This window comes from Helicobacter bilis ATCC 51630 (genome assembly GCF_000686565.1).
GTDB lineage: Bacteria > Campylobacterota > Campylobacteria > Campylobacterales > Helicobacteraceae > Helicobacter_A > Helicobacter_A bilis.
The window spans coordinates 21,652-45,567 of the sequence record NZ_JMKW01000003.1; the positions used below are offsets into that span (position 1 = coordinate 21,652).

The 23,916-nt window shown below is 34.7% G+C and carries 20 protein-coding genes; 7 read left to right on the plus strand and 13 right to left on the minus strand.

Features of this window, described 5'->3' with window-relative positions; genetic code table 11:
- Positions 1-161 precede the first annotated feature (161 nt).
- The gene (locus tag T368_RS0100135; RefSeq protein WP_004083940.1) at positions 162-1,457 is read left to right on the plus strand and encodes a hypothetical protein; all 1,296 of its coding nucleotides are present in this window, start codon (positions 162-164) and stop codon (positions 1,455-1,457) included.
- Between the two features lie 356 nt (positions 1,458-1,813).
- Here T368_RS0100135 and T368_RS0100140 read toward each other — a convergent pair whose 3' ends face one another.
- From T368_RS0100140 to alr, 3 genes are all read right to left on the minus strand, one after another.
- Positions 1,814-3,154, minus strand: a complete 1,341-nt coding sequence (locus tag T368_RS0100140; protein ID WP_004083939.1) for a glycosyltransferase family 9 protein — start codon at positions 3,152-3,154, stop codon at positions 1,814-1,816.
- Between the two features lie 12 nt (positions 3,155-3,166).
- Positions 3,167-3,685: a shikimate kinase gene (locus T368_RS0100145; protein WP_004083938.1), complete on the minus strand. Its 519-nt coding sequence runs from the start codon at positions 3,683-3,685 to the stop codon at positions 3,167-3,169.
- Between the two features lie 99 nt (positions 3,686-3,784).
- Positions 3,785-4,912 (minus strand): alanine racemase, encoded by a 1,128-nt coding sequence (gene alr / locus T368_RS0100150; RefSeq protein ID WP_004083937.1) that lies wholly within the window; start codon positions 4,910-4,912, stop codon positions 3,785-3,787.
- A 175-nt stretch (positions 4,913-5,087) separates the two neighbouring features.
- Between alr and nikR the strand changes: the two genes are divergently transcribed.
- Positions 5,088-5,558, plus strand: a complete 471-nt coding sequence (gene nikR / locus T368_RS0100155; RefSeq protein ID WP_004083936.1) for a nickel-responsive transcriptional regulator NikR — start codon at positions 5,088-5,090, stop codon at positions 5,556-5,558.
- 550 nt (positions 5,559-6,108) lie between these two features.
- On the opposite strand, the gene tig is transcribed toward nikR, so the two are convergent.
- The gene (gene tig, locus T368_RS0100165; RefSeq protein ID WP_004083935.1) at positions 6,109-7,401 is read right to left on the minus strand and encodes a trigger factor; all 1,293 of its coding nucleotides are present in this window, start codon (positions 7,399-7,401) and stop codon (positions 6,109-6,111) included.
- A gap of 80 nt (positions 7,402-7,481) precedes the next feature.
- On the opposite strand from tig, the gene fliI reads away from it, so the two are divergent.
- On the plus strand, positions 7,482-8,849 hold the full coding sequence (gene fliI / locus T368_RS0100170) for a flagellar protein export ATPase FliI (RefSeq protein WP_004083933.1): 1,368 nt from the start codon (positions 7,482-7,484) through the stop codon (positions 8,847-8,849).
- 192 nt (positions 8,850-9,041) lie between these two features.
- Here fliI and T368_RS16075 read toward each other — a convergent pair whose 3' ends face one another.
- The 4 genes from T368_RS16075 to T368_RS0100190 all read right to left on the minus strand — a co-directional run bounded on the left by T368_RS16075 (position 9,042) and on the right by T368_RS0100190 (position 12,518).
- Complete coding sequence (locus T368_RS16075) at positions 9,042-9,194, minus strand: hypothetical protein (RefSeq protein WP_004083932.1); 153 nt, start codon at positions 9,192-9,194, stop codon at positions 9,042-9,044.
- A gap of 27 nt (positions 9,195-9,221) precedes the next feature.
- The gene (locus T368_RS0100180) at positions 9,222-10,502 is read right to left on the minus strand and encodes a hypothetical protein (protein ID WP_004083930.1); all 1,281 of its coding nucleotides are present in this window, start codon (positions 10,500-10,502) and stop codon (positions 9,222-9,224) included.
- Between the two features lie 9 nt (positions 10,503-10,511).
- The gene (gene pyrC / locus T368_RS0100185) at positions 10,512-11,567 is read right to left on the minus strand and encodes a dihydroorotase (protein WP_027338219.1); all 1,056 of its coding nucleotides are present in this window, start codon (positions 11,565-11,567) and stop codon (positions 10,512-10,514) included.
- Positions 11,568-11,951: 384 nt separating this feature from the next.
- Entirely contained in the window at positions 11,952-12,518 is a 567-nt protein-coding gene (locus tag T368_RS0100190) for a flagellar FLiS export co-chaperone (protein WP_004083927.1), read from the minus strand.
- A gap of 350 nt (positions 12,519-12,868) precedes the next feature.
- Here T368_RS0100190 and T368_RS0100195 point away from each other — a divergent pair, with 350 nt between their 5' ends.
- The 4 genes from T368_RS0100195 to T368_RS12835 are packed head-to-tail and all read left to right on the plus strand — an operon-like array spanning position 12,869 to position 16,465.
- Positions 12,869-13,783, plus strand: a complete 915-nt coding sequence (locus T368_RS0100195; protein ID WP_004083926.1) for a hypothetical protein — start codon at positions 12,869-12,871, stop codon at positions 13,781-13,783.
- Positions 13,784-13,817: 34 nt separating this feature from the next.
- Positions 13,818-15,062, plus strand: coding sequence for a type 1 periplasmic-binding domain-containing protein (locus T368_RS0100200; protein ID WP_004083924.1), 1,245 nt, complete (start codon positions 13,818-13,820; stop codon positions 15,060-15,062).
- A gap of 16 nt (positions 15,063-15,078) precedes the next feature.
- Positions 15,079-15,864 carry a threonine/serine exporter family protein gene (locus T368_RS0100205; protein ID WP_004083922.1) on the plus strand — a complete coding sequence of 262 codons (786 nt, stop codon included), beginning with the start codon at positions 15,079-15,081 and terminating at the stop codon, positions 15,862-15,864.
- On the plus strand, positions 15,857-16,465 hold the full coding sequence (locus T368_RS12835; RefSeq protein ID WP_004083919.1) for a threonine/serine exporter family protein: 609 nt from the start codon (positions 15,857-15,859) through the stop codon (positions 16,463-16,465). The genes T368_RS0100205 and T368_RS12835 overlap by 8 nt, the downstream gene beginning before the upstream one ends.
- A 42-nt stretch (positions 16,466-16,507) precedes the next feature.
- On the opposite strand, the gene T368_RS0100215 is transcribed toward T368_RS12835, so the two are convergent.
- The 5 genes from T368_RS0100215 to recA form a co-directional block, all read right to left on the minus strand.
- Complete coding sequence (locus T368_RS0100215; RefSeq protein WP_004083918.1) at positions 16,508-18,523, minus strand: pseudouridine synthase; 2,016 nt, start codon at positions 18,521-18,523, stop codon at positions 16,508-16,510.
- Between the two features lie 47 nt (positions 18,524-18,570).
- The gene (locus tag T368_RS0100220; protein WP_004083917.1) at positions 18,571-20,322 is read right to left on the minus strand and encodes a single-stranded-DNA-specific exonuclease RecJ; all 1,752 of its coding nucleotides are present in this window, start codon (positions 20,320-20,322) and stop codon (positions 18,571-18,573) included.
- 8 nt (positions 20,323-20,330) lie between these two features.
- Positions 20,331-21,941: a glutamine hydrolyzing CTP synthase gene (gene pyrG / locus T368_RS0100225; RefSeq protein ID WP_004083916.1), complete on the minus strand. Its 1,611-nt coding sequence runs from the start codon at positions 21,939-21,941 to the stop codon at positions 20,331-20,333.
- Between the two features lie 192 nt (positions 21,942-22,133).
- A complete protein-coding gene (locus T368_RS0100230) occupies positions 22,134-22,613 on the minus strand; it encodes a hypothetical protein (protein ID WP_004083915.1) in 480 nt (159 codons plus the stop codon).
- Between the two features lie 240 nt (positions 22,614-22,853).
- Positions 22,854-23,894 carry a recombinase RecA gene (gene recA / locus T368_RS0100235; RefSeq protein ID WP_004083911.1) on the minus strand — a complete coding sequence of 347 codons (1,041 nt, stop codon included), beginning with the start codon at positions 23,892-23,894 and terminating at the stop codon, positions 22,854-22,856.
- Positions 23,895-23,916: the final 22 nt, after the last annotated feature.

A 23,916-nucleotide genomic window follows, 5' to 3' on the forward strand; every position in this document is an offset into this window, starting at 1 on the left:
GTAATCACAACATATAGCGTCATGTCCATTCACTCAATCATATCAACAAAAAAATCAATATGTTAATTCAATCCCAGCACAAGCAAATAAAGACAACAACAACTTTACATTTTTATCATACAATGCAATGCTAGAGATAATGGCAACAAAATAGGTAGATAATGACAACAAAACATGGCACAAAACGCAAGGTATATGACTATACACATAGAGTTCAAACGCTAGATTCTATAAATTATCTTAAACTACATGCGACTTTTTGCCTTATTTTACTACTTGATGTAGCCTTGCTTTGCTTTATGACTAGCCAAACGAGTATATATATTAGAGAAGCACATGATTTTTTTAATAAAGATTCTCTTCCAAGCTATCTTGCAAATATCGGCGTATCTTTTATGCAACACTTTTTTCATAATCCATTGTTCAATGATTATGGTATGCGTCTGCCTTTTATATGTCTGCATATACTTAATTGCATACTGATGTATAGCATTTCATTACATATCTTGCATAAAAGTAGCGATTCGATTGTATGTGTGCTACTTTTTATGGCGATACCGGGCGTATCAGCCCAAGCTTTAGTTCTCTCTTACATGGGGATTTTAACACTTTTATGCTTACTTATTGTGTATTTTCAAGTGCGTTACAAACGCATTGCTTATGAGTTATTTATCATTGCTGTATTTTTAGATTCTGGTGCGGCGATCTTGTGCTTAGCTCTCTTTTTTTACGCACTCTTAAAGCGAAAAGCCTATACAATGGTTTTTAGTATGATATGTTTTGGTGTTAATATGTATCAATTTGCACCTATACATGGTGTCCCAAATTCATATTTTTTTGATACTTTGGGGCTTATGTCGCTGGTTTTTACGCCTGTATTGTTTGTATATTATGTCGCTGCTACTTATAGCTACACTTTTAAAAAGTCCCCATTATTATTGCATCTCATACCATTTGTTGGATTTTTATTCATCATGCTGTTTTCAACACGGCAAAAGATTGAAATTGAGAGTTTTTTGCCGCCATTATGCGTTGGGATTCCATTTTTTATGCAAAAGATTCTCTTTGACTTGCGTTCTCGTTTGCCACAATTTAGAATGCGATATAAGATTCGCATTTATGGGCTTATTTTATTTTTACTATTTGGAAATATAGCTCTTTTTGGAAATAAAATTACCTATTATATAAGTAATGTGCAACATAACTTTGCCTATTCGTTTTATGAAGCAAAAGATATAGCAAAGGAATTGTATAAGCGAAATATAACACATGTCAATGTGCCAAATAGTGATTTAGCCCTGCGGCTTAACTTTTATGGTATCAATACAGACATAAAAGACAATCTGCCAAAATACACACTCATAGCAAACAATAAAGGCTCTATCATAATAACTTATGGCAACACTAAAGTTGCGCAATACGCCCTTATTCCCTATAAAACCACGCATAAAAAGTAGGGATAGATTCTTATGTGATTTTACCTTGTAGTTAAATAGAATCTTTAGAGGTTATGCAAGTGTTATTGTGTAATCTTAATTTATCTCAGTTTTTCATGCTCCAATCCCCTAGTCTAATACTAAGAAAATATCGTTTTTACTCTTTATGCAACCCTTTAAAACTTAATCAAACATATTCTTATAAGAAAGTATTGAAAGTAGTGTAATTTTGCCTTATCAATATGTTTTTTAGTTATAACAAATATATGAAAGATTAATAGAATTATGTAAAACTTTTAATGTAGGGCTTTGGAGTATTGATACTTTTTTGCATTGGTTTTTTAGGTGTTTGTAAGGTTAAGATATTAGTAGGGTAATTACCCTCTCTCATCAATAATACTTGCTTGTCTTGTGTATGTAAGGCTAGATTCTGTAATATCTAATCTTTGGTTTGGTTGTGTGGTTTTAGAATCTTGCAAATTTTTAGAATCTTGTAAGTTAGCAGAATTACTCGCATATTTAGAATCTTTTGTATTTATAGAATCTTGTGTAATTTTTGAGTTTTGTAGATTGTTAGAATCTTGTATAATGTCTGTATTAGATTCTGTGTCTGCTTGTGATATTGGCGTGCTTAGATTCTGCAATAAAATCTGCTCATCTAAGAAGAATTTTGCCTGCAATATGGCTAATACAATATCAGGTGTAATGCTATCCATATTCAATCCATAGTCGCTATACTCATGAGAATCTTTTGGGTTAAACAGACCAAAAGGTGTGCAAATCACATGCTTTTTATTTTGACCGATGGGGGCATATCGGTGCGGATTTATCGTATTTTTATACGGGAATATTGAAAAGGTGCTAGTATCAAGTGCAGCGGCGGCGTGTAAAAGCGTGTTATTATTAGCGATAAAAAGGCTACTTAGGTGGATTAAGGCTAGGACTTGTGTGATAGTATTTGTTTTTGTCGTGCTATCTTGTGCTGTGCTAGAAAAAAGATTTTTTTGTGAGAGATTTGGGAATTGTGAAAGCATAGCTTGATAACCCTGCATTTCATCAATTGGGGCTAGTATCAATACATTATGAAACTTAGCAATGGCATTTGCAATGGTGAAGAAATGCCTACTCTTCCAGCCTAGCTCTTGCAATCCATAACTTGGGCAGATTGTAATATAGCTAGTGTCTAGATCTGTGTCAAACTTCTGTGCGATAATCTCTTGGGCGGTGGCTATATCGCTTAGTTTGAGATATAGCTTTGGATATATGAATTGTTTGCATTGCAGAAATCGCAGTAAATCAAAGTTATATTCAGCTTCATGTTTGTTATTTAATGTGCGTTTCTGCTTAATCTTATAGTTAAAAAGAAGTGAATAAAAGTGTGAAAATACACCTATTCTAGCTTTAATCCCAGCACGAAATAATGCTATTGTGCTTTTTTTATCAGCTACAAGTGAAAGTGAAATATTAATCTTTGCATTTTTTAAGGATTTTGCTAGATTTGGGTCTGTGTCAATGCAAAAAATCTTGTGTATATGTGGATTATTTTGAAAAAAGTCCTGCATACTTGAGTGCAAAAGAAAGCTAATTTTAGAGTTTGGAAACTCATTTGCAAGGGCACTTATGCAATGCAAGGAGAGTATAAGACTTGCACCATTTTTATACTCATTGCAATGAACGAGTAGAAAATGATAAGGGTTGTTTGTATTTAGTGTGAGCATGAATATGCCTTTTTATTGTGGGTGTATGGGTTTTGTGTGCAGTAGAGATATGATTCTATCAACTATTGCTTGTGTATCTTGTCTAGAATCTATAATGTAATCACATGAGTTTTCATATATTTTAATGCGTTCATTATAGAGATCTTTGGCTGTAGATATGTCATCAAATAGAGGTCGTGTGTTTTCTTTTGTGGCTTCTTTTTCTTTTAAAATGCGTTGTGTGATTGTATCAAAATCGCTTTGCAAATAGAAACATACACCAAGCCCTCTTACATTATTAAAGATTGGCATACCACCACCTGTTGCGATAATATACCCTTTTTGTGTGGAAAAAGATTCTATAAAAAGAGATTCTAAATGGCGGAAATATGCTTCGCCTTTATATGTAAAAATATCTTTAATACTGCTTTTTTCTTTCTTCGCTATATATGTATCACTATCTATAAAGGGCATATTTAGGGCTGTTGCAAGTAGCTTTGCTATGGTGCTTTTACCGCTACCCATAAAGCCTATTAAGATGATATTATCCATTGCTTGTCTCTCTTTTGTTTTATTAAAGCGTTTTTCGTGGTGGTTTTAATTGAAGTATTATAACAAATATTTGGGGTTATATGATGAAGAACAAGCATACTACACATACACCCTTGCGACGCGTTTTGATACTGCACAGATAAGCTCATAATTAATCGTGCCTATGTGTGCGGCTAGCTCATCTACGCTAAGAATATTGCCAAAATCATCATAGCCAAACAACACAGCACAATCTCCCACTTTCACTTCTTCTATATCGCTCACATCAACCATGCATTGATCCATGCAAATATTGCCTATAACCCTTGCTCTTTTACCGCGTATTAAAACTTCTGCTTTATTAGATAAAAGTCGCATATATCCATCAGCATAGCCCACTGGTAATGTAGCGATTTTAGTTTTCTTATGTGTGATAAAAGTGCCACCATAACTCACACATTCATTCGCATCAACCTCTTTGATATGCACGATATGCGCCCTAAAACTCATAACAGGTTTTAACTCTAACCCTTGCATATCCATCGCAAAAGATGGCTTTAAACCATAGGCGATGATTCCAAGTCTTACCATATCTAAATGCGTTTTACTTGCATTCATAATGCTTGCACTATTGGCACAATGCAGTAGTGTATCTTGATGCTTAGGAAGCAAAGATACAAAAGCACAAAATCGTTCATGCTGCAGATTCAAATATCCCAAATCACAATCTGCACTCGCAAAATGCGTAAAGATACCGCGTATAAAAACATTTGGTAGCTTTGCTATCTCATGGATTTCATTGAGACTTTTTGAATCGCATTGATAGCCAATTCGATTCATACCAGTATCAAGCTTGATATGTATTTTTGCTTGTTTATTCTGTCTTTTTGCGCTTTTATTTAGCTCTCTTGCCATGTCTATATCATATACGCATAGCTCAATGTCATGCTTAATCGCCCCATCAACGACAGAAGGCGGCGTATATCCCAAGACTAGAATCTTGGCTTGTGCTAAATGCTCTCTTAGCTCCATTGCCTCATCAAAAGTGGCAACACCTACTTGATAGATTCCGTGTGTTAGGGCGAGTTTTCCCAACTTTAATGCACCATGTCCATACGCATCAGCCTTTAGGACTAGCATTAAATGCGTGCGTTGTGGCACATATTCGCGTATCAGCTTTAGATTATGTAGAAAATGGTCTGTATGAATATTTGCATAGACATAACGCTTTAAATCTTTATGTGCCATTGTGTTGCTTTCGTGGTTTGATAATATCTTGTAATTTTACTTAAAACTTTGCTAAGTGTTGTTAGCTTTTCATTTGTAATATAGCTATGAAATATTTAATTTATATAGAGTTTGCTATAATTATGCAAGTTTTTGAGTGATTTGTAAACTAGATTCTAAATAAAATGAGATAGATATGCGACAAGTAAAGAGTGAAAAAACACAAGAAAATAAAGATTCCATTATTCGTTTTTCCGTATCCCTACCATCTGGGTTGCTTGATGAGCTTGATAGTAAGATTACGCAAAATGGCTACACTTCGCGTTCAGAACTTATCCGCGATATGATACGCGAAAAGCTAGTCGATGAAAAATGGGATAAGGGCGAGAGTGAGGGGACAAAAGAGCATTTAGGCGTATTGGTGTTGATTTATGATCATCATCAAAGGGGGCTAAATCAAAAAAAGAATGAAATAGAACATAATAATCATTTAGTGCAAATTATCTGCACAACGCATGTGCATGTCGATCATCATAATTGCCTTGAAACCATTATCCTTAAGGGTAAGAAAGAAGATATTGAAAAGCTGTGTATAGAGATTGGTGGATTACTTGGAGTTAAATTTGCAAAACTCACACGCACTGCAAGTTTTATGGAGCAGATGTAGTTTTTGTGTTGTGTATTTATCCGCAATAAATTAAGATTCTGAATTTCCATAGATATAAGTTATGTCATGTTGTGTAATGCGTCAAAGTCTTGGAATAAGGACATACAATGTGTTTTTAGAGATCAAGTTGCTATATAAAAGACTTTTTTGTTTGATAATCTTGTCAATTACATAGCTTTGAATAATACACATGTTGTAATTAGAATAGAGAAATTTTTATATATAAAATCTCATATTTATAAAAACTCTGCAAAAAGCTACTCTAGCGATATAATGCAATTAATTAACTGCAAACTAGATGCAGAAAAAAAGAATAAGAAATCAATCAATATAGCTATATACAATTAGTGAGAGTGGCAATCGCGCAGACAGCTAATAAATTTCTCAAACAATGCTTCTTAAAGATTATCAAAAAGCCGACATTTCTGCAATTTTTAGTAATTAATGTAATTTTATGAACAATCAATAAAAAGAAAGAACAAACAATGCTAGTTCCAACTTTATATCAAGCAGGAAGAGCATGTTTTAATGCGTATATCGTAGGCAATTTCTACTTAACCCCATTATGCTTATCAAGCAAGTGCGTGATAACTCTATCTTCGATGATTGCCATTTTTACTGCTGGTAGAAGGTTGTTTTTGCGATAATGCTCGATTACTTCTTGTGGGTTTTGTCCGCTCATCATAGATTCATAATAAAGCGTTTGAAATACTTCATTATCATCTACGCTGATTTTCTCTTGTTTTGCGAGTTTATCCACGACAAAAGTAACTTTTACACTCATCTCAGCCTTTGGTCTTTGTGCTTCTCTTAGCTCTTTTACCTTATCTTCATTGCCCATTAAAGCTTCTATTTCTTCTTGCTTCATGCTAGATATTTCATTATTAAGCAATACATTCGTTTCTTGCTCTAAAATATTTTCTGGCAAATCAAATGTAAATTTCTTTGCGATATTTTCTAGGGCTTCTTCTTTTAGCTTTTCATTATAAAGCTTCATTTTAGATTCTCTCTCTAAATCTTTTTTGATTTGATCTTTTAGTGTTGCAAGAGTATTCTCTTCTTTATCGCCTAGAATAGCCTTTGCAAAGGCATCATCAATAGTTACTTCATCTTTTTGCTTGATAGCATGTAATTTTACTTTAAATTGCACGGCTTTTCCTGCAAGGTTTGGGGCTTGATAATCCTCTGGAAAAGTTACATTAATCATCTTTTCTTCACCCACACTCATGCCAACCAAAGCATCTTCAAAGCCGGGGATAAACTGATTAGAACCGATTATTAAATCAAACTTTTCTGCCTTGCCACCATCAAATGCCTTGCCATCTAAAAACCCTTCAAAATCAATATGTGCTATATGTCCGCTTTTTAGCTTTTTAGCTTTTGATGGCACGACTGGAGCGCGATTTTTTGCGAGTTGCTCTAATCGCTCATCTACTTGCTTATCAGTGATTTTTTCAGGTTTAAACTTTGGCATACAAGAGATTGCATCATCAACGCTAAATGTCGGTGTAATGCCAATTTTAAGCTCAATATCAATACCGCTTTCACTTTCTTCAAACTTTGAGATAAGTGGTTGCCCTATCACATCTTTTTCGGTGATATTTAATGCCTTAATAGCATTCGCAAAAAACTCATTAATGCTTTGCTGACGAGATTCTTCAAGCAGACTATCTTTGTAGCGAGTTTTTATAACACTCACTGGCACCTTACCTTTTCTAAAGCCATCTAGCTTCATAGTCTTTGCATACTTACTTGCAAGTGTTTCAATGTGCTTATTAATCGTTTCAATAGCGATTTTTCCACTTGCTTTTGCATTTGCTTCATTAATTCTTTCTGTATTCATAACTATCCTTAAGGGTTTTTAAGTATAATTTCGTATTGTAACCAAATTTTTATTGTTTGTAAATCTTTTAAGGAGCAAAAATGTCTAAAACACATGATAACAATGCAAAACAACAAACTATTAAAATTGCTTCTATTGAGAATCTAAAACAAAAACTAAGCCTTACAACGAATCTTTCGCCAAATTTTGGCGAGATTATCTCTGTGGAGACAAATATCATAAAGGCAGTCGGTTTATCACCAAGTGTGGGCGATGTCGTATGGCTTATCCGCGGTAATGATACACGCACAGAGGGCATTGTAATCGCTACGCATAAGGAAGTCTTTAGCATTAGTCCCTTTAGTTTTACAGAGGGCTTTAAGAGTGGCGATAGAGTGATGATTGCAAAAGAGGGTTTAAATATCCCTGTGGGCGATGAGCTTTTAGGGCGAGTGATAAATCCTTTAGGTGTGCCACTTGATAGTCTTGGGGCGTTATATGCGAGTGCTTGCACCCCTATCATTAACGTACCTATTTCTGCGTTAAAGCGGGGGCTTATAGATGAAGTCTTTAGCGTAGGGGTAAAAAGCATAGATTCTTTACTTACATGCGGTAAGGGGCAGAAAATGGGAATCTTTGCTGGGTCTGGCGTGGGTAAATCAACACTTATGGGTATGATTGTAAAAGGGAGTGCCGCACAAATAAAGGTTGTAGCACTTATCGGGGAGCGGGGCAGAGAAGTGCCTGAATTTATTGAGAAAAACTTAGGTGGGAATCTTGAAAATACCGTGCTTGTCGTGGCAACGAGTGATGACTCACCACTTATGCGAAAATATGGGGCATTCTCGGCTATGGCAATAGCGGAGTTTTTCAAAGATAAAGGGCATGATGTGCTATTTATCATGGATTCTGTAACGCGTTTTGCAATGGCACAAAGAGAAATAGGACTAGCCTTAGGTGAGCCGCCAACAAGTAAGGGCTATCCACCTTCAGTTTTGACACTTCTGCCACAATTAATGGAGCGTGCTGGTAAGGAAGAGGGTAAGGGCAGTATTACCGCATTTTTTACCGTGCTTATGGAGGGCGATGACTTAAATGATCCTATTGCTGACCAAAGCAGAAGTATTTTAGATGGACATATCATGCTTGATAGGAATCTAACTGATTTTGGAATCTATCCGCCTATTAATATACTAAATTCATCATCAAGGGTTATGCACGATATTATCTCACAAGAGCATAAAAATGCGGCAAGGAAATTTCGCCGTATGCAAGCCCTTTTGAAAGAAAATGAAGTACTGATCCGCATCGGCAGCTATCATAAAGGCAATGATGTCGAGCTTGATGAAGCGATTGATAAAAAAGCATTAATGGAAGAGTTTCTAGGACAAGATGAAAATATACAATCAAGTTATGAAGAAAGCATTACGCAAATGATAGAGATAGCAAATAGTGGTGGTATGCAGTAAAATTTTGTTTTGGTTTAGAAACTAGAGTAAAACTTAACTAATTTAATGTTTAAGGCTATACAGAATGTAGGGTTTAGTTGCAAATCTATCATGATTCTAACTTATAGATAGATTTGCATTGTAGTTTTTATTAAAGCTGTGTTGATTAAAACTTTAATGCTGCGGTAAGAGATTTAGACTTAGCGGACTATCCTATAATAATCCTCTTTTTCTAAGCTCCGCTTCAAGTATTGCTCTAACCTTATCACTCTCGGCATTATTATAGCGATCCAACAACTGAGAATCACTCATTTTAGCAGCCTGTTTTCTCACTTGACTTTCCATCGCATCAGCAGCTGAATCCATAAAGTCTTTAGCCTTATCAAAAACTCCCTATTTCATTGCATTTTGATTTATCGCATTGCGTGATGCAATAAGGTTATTAATATAAGTTTCATTCAATGTGATTATATTGATTTTACTTTGCATATCTTTTGCGTAAGCGATATAAGCATAAGGTCCATGAGTGAGTATCTTTGGGTTTATAAAGCTTCCCTTTGTGCTTCTATCAAGCTCTTTTAAAGTTATAAAATCACTGCCATTCCATACGGCTAGATTGATTGTTGTATTCTCTTTATTTGTATAAAGTAGCACGATATAGCGTCCAAACGCTGCCACACTCATAGCCCCAACGCTTAGATTATTACTCTCTTGTATATCTTCAGATTGTAATGATCCATTGCTTATTTTACAAAATTGATAAGCTAGATTTGGCGTATTTTCTTGCACACTCTTATTGCTATATAAGGCTAAACACTGATGCGTTATAGAATCATTTGCTGGATTATTTATATCATAGCTAGGATGCAGGGGTGTTATAATTGGATTTGAATAAAGCGTGTTATTATGTGGCTTAGCTATCTCTTCTAGTTGGAGTTCTTTATTAAAGATTCCAAAAAATGCTTGATTTTTTTCTATATGTGTAAAAAATGGTAAGATTATGCCTTGTATAGTATTATTTGTGCCAAAAAAAGTGCTTGGTTTATGCGAGAAAAACGCATTTGTCCTTGCAAATAGGCTTAATGCTGGATTTTCGTGCAAACTAAAAAGTGGGTTTGCATTCTCTTGTGTAGTATTAGATTCAATAGCTTTTGCAATATGTTCTAAGTTTGCTTGAAAGATATATGTCCTTGTGGTAAGTGGCTTTTGTAGTAGGGTAGCATTAAGAAATAAATAAAGATTAGAATCAATATTTTGTGTCAAGGCACTATGCAAGGAATGTATGTGTTGCTTTGTTTGTGCGTTAAGAGTTTTTGTGTCAAAGAGTAGTATTTCTTGGCTATGTGTTTTTGTGTTTGTGGCAATATTTTGCCATATTCCTTTTTGGGTTAGTATGCTGTATTTGCTTGGATAAAAAATCATGCCATATAGATTTGTATTATTATCCTTGCTTATGTAGCTAATGAGATATTTATCAGGGTTTATTTGTGTTATATCCATTGAGACTAGATTTATAGAATCTAGCTGCCATTGATCTTTCTCATATACTTCATATCGTGTTGATTCAAAAGTAGGCAGGAAAAAATACATATCAACGCTGCGATTAAAGCTAAATAATCCAATACTTGCTACTATACATAACGCTATGTAAAAGAGATAATCAAGTATTTTCATATATTTAACCTATAGAATCTCTATCTTATCTACTTTGTAGTTAAGTGTAGAATCTCCCATAAATACAGAGATATTGCCTAACTTAGATTCTATGCTTTCTCCAAACTTAAAAGGGCTTCTTTTAAGAGTGATTTGCTTGGTGAAAGGCAGCTTTATGTTATATATCTTTTGTGCGTTAAGGCTTAGAAAATGTGAGAGATTCTCTAGCTTATTATGCTTTCCAAAAAGCGTGCATAAGGCTTCAAGTAGAATTGGCGCACTAAAGATTCCAGCCGCTCCATCTAGCTTTGCTTGTATCGTATGTGGCGCACTATCAGACCCAAAGCTAATCTTAGAATCTCCACTCAATGCCGCCTCTAGTATCGCATCTCTATCTTTGGGTGTCTTTACCACAGGTTTGCAAAACATAAAAGGATTAAGCTTACCGCCTATAATGTCATCAAGCGTTAAAAGCATGTGATGAAGTGTAATCGTGCCATAAAGATTACTAAACTTATGGATACACTCAAGTGAATGCCTATCGCTTAAATGCTCTATGATTATCTTTAGTTGCGGAAAAGTCCTTGCTAACTCACTAAAGATTTCTAAAAATTCCCTTTCTCTATCCATACTAAAACCCGCACTCTCACCATGTATGCTTAGAATCATATCTAGATTCTGTGCTTCTTCAAGTAAGCTTAATAAATGCTTACTTAGCACTTCACTCACGCCATTTTCAGCATTTGTAGTAGCCCCCTTTGGATAAAGTTTTAGAATCTTAACTCCAGCTAAATGTGCTTCCTTTAGCATATCAAGTGTGAGATTATCATGGATATATAGGGCGATAATGGGGGTAAAATGCTCTCCATTTAAGCCACAAGTTTCTGAATCTTTTTTAACTAATCGCATAATCTCTTGTCTGTAAGCAAGTATAGATTCCGCATCCATTAGTGGTGGATTTAGATTTGGCATAGCAAGTAATGTGCTAAAATGTCGCACACTATAAGGTAGCACTGCTTCTAGCATAGAATCTTGTCGTAAATGTATGTGCATATCTATTGGATTTTGCAAGATGATGGTATCCATGTTTAACCCCATGAAAATAATAAAAATCGAAAGCAATCGCACTGAATAAGTTGGAGCGAACTCTCTATTAGAATAAAGGCGAAATTATAACACAAGAATAGAGTATATGTTGTTTAGAAAATAGTAAATTATCGTCTTAATTTATAAGCACGACCAGCCATTTAGAATCTTAACTTTAAAGCATATAATTTCAATGTGAATAAGATTCTATAACACTCTAAGCCTTATTTTTTTATTTTTTTGGGATCGAGTATATCAATGTGGTTAATCCTACACAATTGCTTACACATAGCAATTGATTTATCCTATTGTTTTGGGAGTATCTTATGTGTAGATTCTAATAAACTCTTTGTGGTTTAATAGAATCTAGAAGTAAAGCGTAATCTAAAATCCGCTATTTCTTAACGCTTCGCCGATAGTTTTTCCACGCAGATTAGTCATAGAAACATCGCTTGTTGCTACATTTATTTCACTTAACGCTCGGATTGCCTCCATACACGCCATAATCTCTTCTTTCTTAGTGTCTATGTATTGATGCAATGACTGAAAATCTTTAGCATTTAAAAGTGGCATGGGACTTGCCATCTCAAAAGATACGCTATGTGTCCCCATCGATGCACTAAGCTCTGTATCAAACAAATCTCTATCGATAAAACGCGTATTTGCTATCAAATCTCTAGCTTGTGAGAGAAGAATCTCACTCATATTCACATTTGCTGGATTTGTAGGATCTTCTTCTAGGCTAAACTCTATCTTCGAAACGATAGTTTGCAATTTATTTAGTTTTGCACTTAACACTTGCAGACAGCCTACAAGCTCATTAGCAGCCTTTATTCCCTCACCAAAACGATGTGTTTGCATTTTGCTTTGCGGCACTGCATTCATCATAATATCTTCGATATTATCTAAACCACCTAAATGCTTCTTAAAAGTTTGCAACATCTTGTCCATAACGCATCCTTGTATTAAAATTTCCTTAAAACTAAGCAAATAGTATGCCAACATTGCAAAATTCTAGAATCTAAAACAACTTAGCATGTTGGGCATGTAAAAACATTCAGCCTAAGATTCTAAAAAATCTTTTGTTTAACACTCAAAATAAGAAAGTAATATAGAACTTAAATCCTTTATAGATAATGTTAGCTAAAGATTCTCTCAAACTCTGAAAGTCGCAACCACGACTGAAACATATCGGCAAATATTGATATCGAATGAAATATATTTATTAAAACAGCATATATTTTTATTAGAATCTTCTCTCAAAGTTGTGTGTAAAAATTTATTAAAATTTGGATTGTGTTATGCAAGATGATATGGCGATTTTATATAAGCATGTGAAGGCATTAGATATGTTGTATAGATATGCAATGCTTGGCGATAGTTTTGTGGATTTAGCAAAACAAGATTCTAATACACACAAGCAAAAAATCACTCTTGCCACACAAGCAAATCAGCAATATAATAGCTATGAAGCAACTACTTCAAATCATACAAACACACAGCAAAACATGCAACAAATCGCACAAAAAGTTATACAATGCAATCTTTGCTCTCTCTCTAAATCTGTAAAAGATTCTGAACGATTATGTGCTATTTTACCTACAAAAAGAGATTATCCTATTGATACGCCTTTCTCTAGCAATGCAAAAGAGACTACAAATAAAGATTCTATTGCCACTAAAACCATACAAAATCACACAAAAGCATTTCCAAATATTGCCTTTATCACAGATTCCTTGCATCTTAGGGAAGCTCCAAAAGACAGCTATGCTTTATTAGAGAATCTTGAGTTAAATAGAAGTAATGAAATGCTTTTTGACATTATAGAAAAAGTCTTTTTACTCTATAAAGAAAGTGTATTTCTTTTTCCGCTTTTTAAATGTGCTGAGGTTGGCAATAATCAGCAAATAAGTATGCAAATCCGCACACAGCCCCTTGCTACACAAAGACGCATTTGTAGCAATTATCTCAAAGCTCAACTTGAAAATATGAGTTATGCGGTATTTTTTGGTGAGCATATATGCTTTGATTTCTTTGAGATTTCATTGCAAGAGGCAAGTGGTAAGTTACTTGAATATCATACAGCACAGGGCAAAAAAGTGCTTTGTGTATGTGTGCCAGATATTATGCAAATGCTTATGAATCCAAAGTTAAAAAAAGATGCCTTTATTAATTTTGTATTGCTAAGAAATGCAATTTATGCAATTTCATGCTAAAATATTGCTTCATTATTTGTATTTAAGGATAGGAATGTTACATAGCAAAATCATACAAAAAATAGCATTATGCCTTGTTATATTTGTAACGCATTTAGCAGTAGCAAAAGAGCATATTATGTCCCCCTTGCCAGTCCCTGAACAAGAAATTGTAGATATTGAGATAAAAAAATGTTCTAAATCATGTTTAAATAAACTCTATGAAAGTGAGCAATTCTTTAGCTTTGCTTCACATTATCGCTCCACAAAAGATAAATCTTTAAATGAGAGATACAAGGCTGTTGTAGAAGAGCTTGGCATTAATGCTGTTATTCCTTTGTTTGATTCTAGTCATGGAATCCGCGTTGCTTTAATGATTCCACAAAAAAATGTCGGTAGATATTCTGTAACAAGTGCTGATGCAATCCTTGCTTATCTCATCGCACATGGCGATAACTTTTCCTTTAAAGTCTTTGATACACAAAATGAAGAGATAAAAAACCTTGTCGCGGGCTATAATAAAATACATGAAGAAGAGTTTGATCTTATAGTTGGCATTCTCACGCCAAAAGGCTTAGAGAATCTACTGCAAAATGTAAATATCACAACCCCGCTTTTTATCCCTACCATTAATGAAAAACAAGCTATGAAGTTTGCACCGAATAAAAATGTATATTTTGGTGGTATTGACTATGAAAGTCAGGTAAATATGATGGTAACACTTGCTGAGCAAAAAAAGAATGCGATTATAAGCTTTAATGATGATGGCATGATTGGAAAAATGATTGGGGCAATCGTGCAATCGCGTGCTGGAAATGTAAGACAAGAAATAATAGATTCCAAAAAATCTACTAATTTTGCCCCTATCATCGCAAAATATCGTCAAGGTATTAGAAACTCTATGGTTATGCTAAATACCTCTGTGATAAAAAGCGGCTTAATTATCCCTCAAATGGGTAACGCAAAGGCTATGCCCTCTGTCTTTCTTTCCACACAGATTAATTATAACCCATCACTTCTTACTTTAATGCCAAAGGAAGATGCTAAAAAGCTTTTTGTCGTGAGTGCAATAAGCCCTATACATACGCGTTTATTGCTATTTAATGAGATTCTATCTGCTGACTTACAATATGACTGGGTAAATTATGCAACCGCTTTGTCTCTTGACATATTCTTAACACAAGGCAGTAAAGCAAATCAGCGTTTTTTCTCGGAAAGTTTGCAAGGCAATCAAGTGATATATCATAATAGATTCTATGGCGTTAAAGATTCCCATTTTATCCCTGTAAAGTTAAAATAAAGTGAGTAAATAGACTATGAATAAAAACAGCGAAGATATAGAAGAGTTAAGCATATTTTTAGCAAAATATGCTGCTGCATTATTATCAAGTGGTGCTTATACCTCGCGTGTGTCTCGTTGCACAGAGCGTATTGGTGAGAGTTATGGATATGATGTATCTATGATTATTTGGCTTAAATACATTAATCTTAGTATCGCACAAAAAGATAATTATGAATATCGCCGCACACAAGTCAGCTCAAACCCTCCTATGAATACAAATTTTAGAATCATATCAGAACTTAGCGCATTAAGCTGGCAGATACATGATAGTAAAATCACACTCAAAGAAGCGCGTATAAGATTTGAGCATATTATGCAAAATAAGCATAATGGCTTTTTTGCTACACTCTTTTTTGCAAGCCTTGCGAATGCGGCATTTTGCAAGTTATTTGAAGGTGATATTGGTGCATTGATATGCGTATTTATGGGGACATTTGCTGGATTTGCAAGCAAGCATATACTAACAAATTTACAGGTTGATATACGCGGAATCTATGTATTAGTATCTTTTATCTCTTCGTTTGTCGCCTATATTGGCGTGCATTTTGGGATTACAAAAACGCCCGGAATTGCCATTGGTTTAAGCATTGTATATCTAATACCCGGCATACAAATCATTAATGCCCTAGCAGATGTCTTGCATGAATACACTTTAATGGCATTAAGTCGCGGTGTGAATATGATTATTTTACTGACTTGTATTGCAGTTGGTGCGTATTTAACCTTGAGTATCGCCCATGTGAGTGTGTTTGATGTTTAATTTAGAGTTATATCCACAATTACAAGAATTTTTATATACTGATTTTTTTAATACAAACACTCTGCCACATATATTTTATAAAATGCTATTTGCTATGGTTGCTGGATTTGGCTTTGCCTATGCACTTCATCCGCCCAAAAAGGTATTTTTTGGAATCATTATTGTTGCTGGATTTGGCTATTTTATCCGCTCCATTCTTTTGCAAAGCCCTATTTTTAGCCTTGCTGGTGCTACTTTTTGTGCGGCAGTTTGCATGGGGTTTGTCGTTGTGTTGCTTGCAAAATATACAAAAGTCCCCGTAGAAGTTATTGTATTTCCCGCACTTTTGCCTATGTTTCCGGGTAGCTATGGATATAGAAGTATTTTATCGCTTCTCACTTTTACGCAACATGCCGATAAGCCAGAACAGCTTACTTATTTACTCGCATTTTTTAATAATATTACAACAATGCTATCTGTCTCACTTTCCCTTGTTGCTGGTGTATTGGTGATATTTATCATTTTCCATGAGCAAAACTTTACAATGACAAGGGGGACTAAAAAGACTTCAATCTATCAGGTATTACGCGAATTGCGTAAGACTAGAAAGCAAAAGCCATAGTAATCTCTTGTTATACTCATATTGTATCTGTGTTTTTATTGCTTATTCACATATAAAGCACTCTTCCAAAAAGCTAAGACTAGAAGCATGTAGTAATAGCCTATCTGTGCTGCAATAATGAAGCCTTATATCTTTTAGAATCTTTTCTTGCTGTGAGGGCAAGGCATAATAAAAAAGCAGAAATGTAAAGAAGAAAGATTCAAAATCTTTATTAAAATCTTGTGTTTTGCTATGTGGTTGAGAGAGTTTAGAATCTATCTCATTTGAGCGATAGTAGGGTTTAGGGTGCAAGCATTGCGATATAGATTCTATATCATCATGCAGGAAACATGAGAGAAAACTCGCCCGATTTGTTTTATTATATTTTTGAGAAAAAAAGCAAGAGATTAGAATCTTACTAAGTGATAGAGATAGAAACTTACAAAATGGTAGAACGAAATATTTAGATTCTGCAACTTGAATGTTTTTAGAATCTGTATTTAAATCTATTTTAGAATGTAATCTTTGTTTAGATTCCATATTAGATGTTTCGCTTTGCTCAACATGACAAGCTGTTTTAGCTTCTATAGTCTTACAAACTACGCTAAAATGTAGCATTGCATTATAAAGCATTGTTTGTGCTATATTTTTATCTCGCCTTAAATAGTGGATAGCATAAACATATTTTTGAATATTGCTAGAATGCTTTTTTGTGAGAGTTTCAAAGAGATAAGATTCTATATTTGCCCTCAACTTCTTGCTTTGTAAATCAAGAAATAAACTTGCGACAACAGGGCATAAGCCATAAAGCGTATCGCCTAAGATTTTATGTTGCACACTTGAAGTGTGAATGCGGAGCTGATGTGTTTTGCCACTTAAGGGAAAAAGTTTTACAAGTGTAAATTTTTCGTTTTGTTTAGATTCTAAGTTTTTAGATATTTCTTTTTTGCTTTGCTTAAAGTTAGCATGAAAGGCTGTTGTAAAATCTAGCTTTTTAGATACTTCGCCTAAAGACTCAGTATGACAAGTATGAGAATCTAAAATATTATTTTGCGCCCTAAACCCCGCACCCCACACATTAAGAAAAGATTCATAACATTGCAATAACTTCTTTTTATTAAAAAAATCGCTATATTGCAAAGTAAAATCATCACTTTTTCTAGCTATAGAATCTTGCTTAATTTTTTTATCATAATCACACTCTGTAAAAAGCATAAAATCTTGTATAAAACCCCTAGAAATATCAGCTAAATTTTCCTGCGGTGCAAGTGAAAAAAGTGCTTTATGTGAAAAAAACGGATTGCTAGATTTATAAAGATAGCTTGAAACTTCATTAAAGTTATGAAATACATGAAGTGGTGTGAGTATGGTAGTAGCCCTGCTTTGGTCTTGTTGTATAGAATCTTTTGTGATAATTTTTATTTCATCTTCTTTAATCGTTTTTACTTTTAAATTTTTTACACTACCTTTAATGCAAAGATTCCCAAAATCTTTTGGAAAAATAATCTCTGATTCTATAAGTAAAGATTGCGTTATCTCGCCATGCAAAATAGCCATATAGCTTTTTTCTACGCCTTTTTGTAAAAAGAGATTTTTTAGCATAACTTCACTTTGCTTATCAACAGAACACACTAAAAGCCCGCTTGTTTCATAATCAAGTCTATGGCAGGGATTAGCATGTTTGCCAAAATAATACCGCAAAGAATCAAGTATGCTTTTAGAATCTGCTAGGTTTTTAGGGTGAGTGAGAAGTTTTGAAGGCTTATTAAACACACAAAAATAAGGAGGATTTTGCGAGATTTTTATCTCTAGGTTTGCTATATCTTGCTTTAAAATCGCATGATTTGGTGGCACACAAGCAAAGAATGGTATAAGATTAATATCATCTGGCATAAAGCTTAGAATCTCTACATATCCTTTTTCTAAAAAGTCTTTTTTGCAAATGATTCTAGAATCTTGTTTTATGCGGTTTTTATCAAGTAGCTTTTGTGTGTCCTTTTTGCTATATCCATTTTGAAGTAAGAAATGTGTAGCTTTTATGCGTTCTGCTACTTGAAGTGAGATTGTCTTAAAGCCCACAGATTCTATCCCTTATAAATATTTCGCATAGATTAAAATAATAGATTCTATTCTGTATAAACTCTATCAATTATAAGCATAATCTGTCTATTTTGCGTGGTATAAAAGCTTTGAGAATCAAGGGCTATTGTCGCACGAAAACATAATATAGAACCGATAGTAAAGTTATAATCCGCATATTTTTGATTAAAAAACATGCCTTTAATACTGCTATTTTCTGTCCGTTTAAAGTGAAATTCACGAAAGCCTTGCCCTGTTTTCTTACACTCAAGTATCTCCATTTCACAGAGAAATTTTGGCAGTGGATTCCCATTTCCAAAAGGCTCAAAACTTGTTATACATGAAAAAAGCTCATAATTAATTAAATGTGAGTTTAATATACCCAAAACATTCTCTTTTTTCTCTATATTATGAGAAATTGGCTTGAAAGACTTTATAAAAGATTCTAGATTATAGTCTTTTAATTCCAGTCCCACAGCTCCCACATGTCCGCCATACCGCTGCATTAAATGCCCTATTTTTTGCATACTGGAGATGAGATCTACATCACCAGCACTTCTACCACTGCCCTTACATACGCCATTTGTATTTGTTAAAACAAAGCAGGGCTTTTGAAACTCATCAGCCATTTTACCCGCTACAATCCCTAGCACACCTTCATGCCAGTCTTCACCCACCGCACATAGCATATTCTCATTTTGAGGTATTTGACTAATGGATTGAAAGGCTTTATTAGTTACCTCATCTTGTAAAAGTTTTCTTTGTGTGTTTAGGTCTTTTAACTGCTTGAGATAGAATCTAGCATTTGATAATGAAGTTGAGCGCAGGAAAGATAGGGCGATTTTACCATCGCTAATCCTGCCTGCTGCGTTTAAAAGCGGAATGATTCTAAAGCCTAGCACTTGAGAATCAATGCCACTTTTTAGATTCTCCATAAGGGCTTGAAAGGCATATCTCTTACTATTTGGAATGTGCTTTAAGGCATATTTACAAATCGTGTGATTTATCGCATTTAGCGGCATGACATCAGCGATTGTTGCGATACCTACAAGCAGTAGAAAAGATTCCATTCTTATAATTTTTAGATTCTTTTCATAGCAATTTAAAAGCTTTTTTGTTTGATTATTCTTAGTGTTAGAATCACTACAAAGATTTAGCATACTAATCTTTATCGCACAGCAAAAATACCACGCCACTAAGCTCCCACAAATCTCACTATAAGGGAAGTTACATATTGCTTGTTGCGGATTAATCATAAAGTTACAATATGGAATCTTTTGGTCTTTATTGCTATCTACTTCAAGTGTATGATGATCTGTGATTATCAATCCTATATTATGCTCCCTGCATAGCTCTGCTGCTTGAAAGCTACTCACACCATTATCAACGGTTATAATCACTTTTACATCGCTATGGTCTTTTAGAATCTCATGAAATAGTTTCACACTAAAGCCATAGCCATGTATAAAGCGATTAGGCATAGCAAAGGCTACATTATTGTATGAAAGCTGGTCAAAAAAATCAAGCATAATAGAAGTCGCACAAATCCCATCAGTATCATAATCCCCAACGATTACAATCTTTTCATTACGCAATATACTTTGACATACAAAAAGACTTGCTTCCATATTATTATGAAGTTCTTTTGGGTGCGGTATATCTTTTAATGTATGAAAGCAAAAGTCTTTGAATCTTTGTTTTAAAATAGATTCTATCTCATCGATATGACTAAAGGTTTGTAAGCCTTTTTTGATCGCATTAAAGTCATGCTGCGTGTTTATAGCAGAATCACTAGGCATATTACACCTTATTTGTGATACTTTAGGGCTTGCTGCACGAATGCAAGGATAATGGCATTAGGATTCTGTAATCTTGAGGTAAATTCAGGGTGAAACTGCACGCCAACAAAAAAGTTATGCTTTGCAATCTCTATTGTCTCAATAAGCCCATTACACTCACCACTAATGATTAAGCCATTCTCTTCAAATAAAGATCTATACTTTGGATTTGCCTCATATCTGTGTCTATGTCTCTCTCGCACAACTTTTAAGTTATTATAGGCAGAAGAAATCTTTGTATTTGGTTTTAGATAGCATTCATATTCGCCAAGTCGCATTGTGCCACCAAGCGGGGAGTTATGCGTCCTTACTTGCTTATTACCCTCTGTGTCCAAAAAGTCTTCAATCATGTAGATAATAGGATTCTTGCATTCTTTATCAAACTCTGTGGAGTTAGAATCTTCTAGTTTTAATACATTCCTTGCAAACTCAATTAAGGCAAGCTGCATGCCAAGACAGATACCAAGAAAAGGTATATTCTTCTCTCTAGCATATTTAATAGCAAATATTTTACCTTCAATACCCCTTTCACCAAAGCCACCGGGGACTAATATGCCATCTAGATTCTCTAATTTAGACTCTTCAATATGTTCAGAATCTAAAAACACAATTTCAACTTTTGTATCTAGATTTGCCCCCGCATGAGTTAGGGCTTCTAAGAGTGATTTATAAGATTCTTTAAGGGAGAGATATTTACCTACAAAACCTATTGTAATCTGCTTTGTAGGGGATAGAATCTTTTTGACAAGCAAGTCCCACTCTCTCATATCTGGTGTAATCTGTAATTGCAAAATGCGTGATAATGGGGCTAATATCCCCTCACTCATAAAGTTTATAGGGCATTTATAAATGCTTTGTGCATCTTCAGCACTAATCACACTATCCGTATCGACATCACATGCAAGAGCTATTTTTTGCTTTGTGTCTTTTGATAATGGGACTTCAGACCTTGCGATAATTATTTGTGGGCTAATGCCTATCCTACGCAATTCCTGTACGCTATGTTGCGTTGGCTTTGTCTTTAGCTCATCAGCAGCTTTAATGTAAGGCACAAGTGTAACATGTATGCTTAATACATTATGTGCGCCTTTTTCATGCTTTAATTGTCGCATGGCTTCTAAATAGGGCATACCCTCAATATCGCCCACCGTGCCACCAAGCTCTACAATAAGCACATCAAAGCCAACACCAGCACGCTTTATACGACTTTTAATCTCATCTGTAATATGTGGCACAATCTGTATGGTTTTGCCTAGATACTCACCTTTTCTCTCTTTCTCAATGACTGATAGATAGATTTGCCCTGTTGTAAAATTATTATTCCTTGAAAAGCTTGTATTTAAGAATCTTTCATAATGCCCTATATCTAAATCCGTCTCTGCCCCATCAATGGTAACAAACACTTCACCATGCTCAAGCGGACTCATAGTCCCGGGATCCACATTAATGTAGGGATCAATCTTTAAAATGGATACAGAAAACCCAGCATGTTTCAGTAAAGTCCCAATAGATGATGATGATATGCCTTTCCCAAGAGAGCTTAAAACACCGCCTGTAACAAAGATATATTTTGTATCCATATAACACCTTTTTGTTTTTTTCGAGTCTATTTTTCAAATGCAATTATAAAATAAAAGTATGTAAAAAGTGCAATGCCCCATCATTTCTCTTAAGTTGTCATTTTGGTTTTTTGTGTTTATGTGAGATTTGGTATTTATTGCAATCATAGTCTTTGCTTAGTTTAGGCTTGTGAATTGTGATACAAGATTATTTCATGCTATGTCTTTATATATGTGTATAGGGCTTTTGCGTAAGAAATAATCCGCATCTTCTATTCCCAAATACATAGTTTTTTGCCATTCCTCAAGGCTACAATGCTGCAACATTGAATCTTTCAAATCTTTAATAGCGGTTAAAATTTGTATTCTATCAAAAGTAAAGTTAAACTCTTTAGGCTCATAAATTTCCCACACAATTACAGAATCTAAAACGATAATTTTAGGTGTATTGACTATCCCAGCACACCCTTCATCGCCGCAACCACACACAAAAATTGGGCATTTGCAACTCTCTTGCAAGGAATACTCTAAATGAGAAATATTTAAATAATACGCATTGTTTTCAAAATGAAAATATTGATTATTAATGTAGGGTTGCAAAATAAGCTCATGCGTATATTCAGCAAATAACTCATCATCATAATCTTGCGGATCAATTTGTATGCGTTGAAATTTAAAGTTTATTGAATCCATTTATTTCCTTTCAAGCGTGATGATTGGGAAACATGTAATATCAACTTTGATATTTATAAAAACAATATTTTCTTTTGGAAGAGATTTATGTAAAGCTGAGTTTTGTTATACCTTATATGCACCATATATCTGCAAAAATACCCCCATTACTAGAGACATATGAGATAATAATGGGTTTGGAATATTTACTAATCCAGCAAACCCCAAATTCTAGAATCTTGCACCCAACTCACATAATCTCTACTCACTCCCCTCTAATTCATCTGGCAGAGGCATAATCTCATCACTTGTGCCAATTTGTTCCTTTATTTTCGCAGCAATTTCATTTGCTATATCAACATTTTCTTTTAAAAAGGCTTTTGCGTTTTCTCTGCCCTGTCCGATCTTTTTATCGCCATAAGATAGCCACGCACCGCTTTTATCGATAATATCAAGCTTCACACCATAGTCAATAATCTCGCCCTCTTTGCTGATACCCTCGCCAAACATAATGTCAAATTCCGCTTCTCTAAATGGCGGTGCAACCTTATTTTTCACCACTTTTGCCTTTGCACGATTGCCGATAATACTATCGCTTTGCTTGAGTGTAGCCACTTTTCTTATATCCACACGCACACTTGCATAGAATTTCAACGCATTACCACCTGTTGTTGTCTCTGGACTACCATAGCCCATAACGCCGATTTTCATACGAATCTGATTGATAAAAATCACGGTGGTATTCATCCTTGATAACACACCTGTAATCTTACGCAAAGCATGGCTCATAAGCCTTGCTTGCAAACCCACATGTTGATCGCCCATATCGCCATCAATCTCTGCTTTCGGTGTCAAAGCTGCAACAGAATCTACAACAATCAAATCGACCCCGCCACTACACGCAATCGTCTCTAAAATGCTTAACGCCTGCTCGCCATTATCTGGCTGGCTGACTAAAAGATTCTCGGTATCAACGCCAAGACTTTTTGCATAATACACATCAAGAGCATGTTCAGCGTCAATAAATGCACACACACCGCCATTTCTTTGACACTCTGCGATAACTTGCAGAGATAATGTTGTTTTACCGCTTGATTCTGGTCCATAAATCTCAATGATTCTGCCCTTTGGGATACCACCAATTCCTAGTGCTAAATCAAGTCCCAATGAACCTGTGGATATAGAATCTATCTTTTCTACCTGCTTGTCTCCAAGTCGTATAAGCACACCTTTGCCAAATGCCTTATCCACTTGCTTCATCGCATTTTCAAGTGCTTTTTGTTTATTTGGATCAATTGCCATTTTTACCCTTTATCTAGTAATT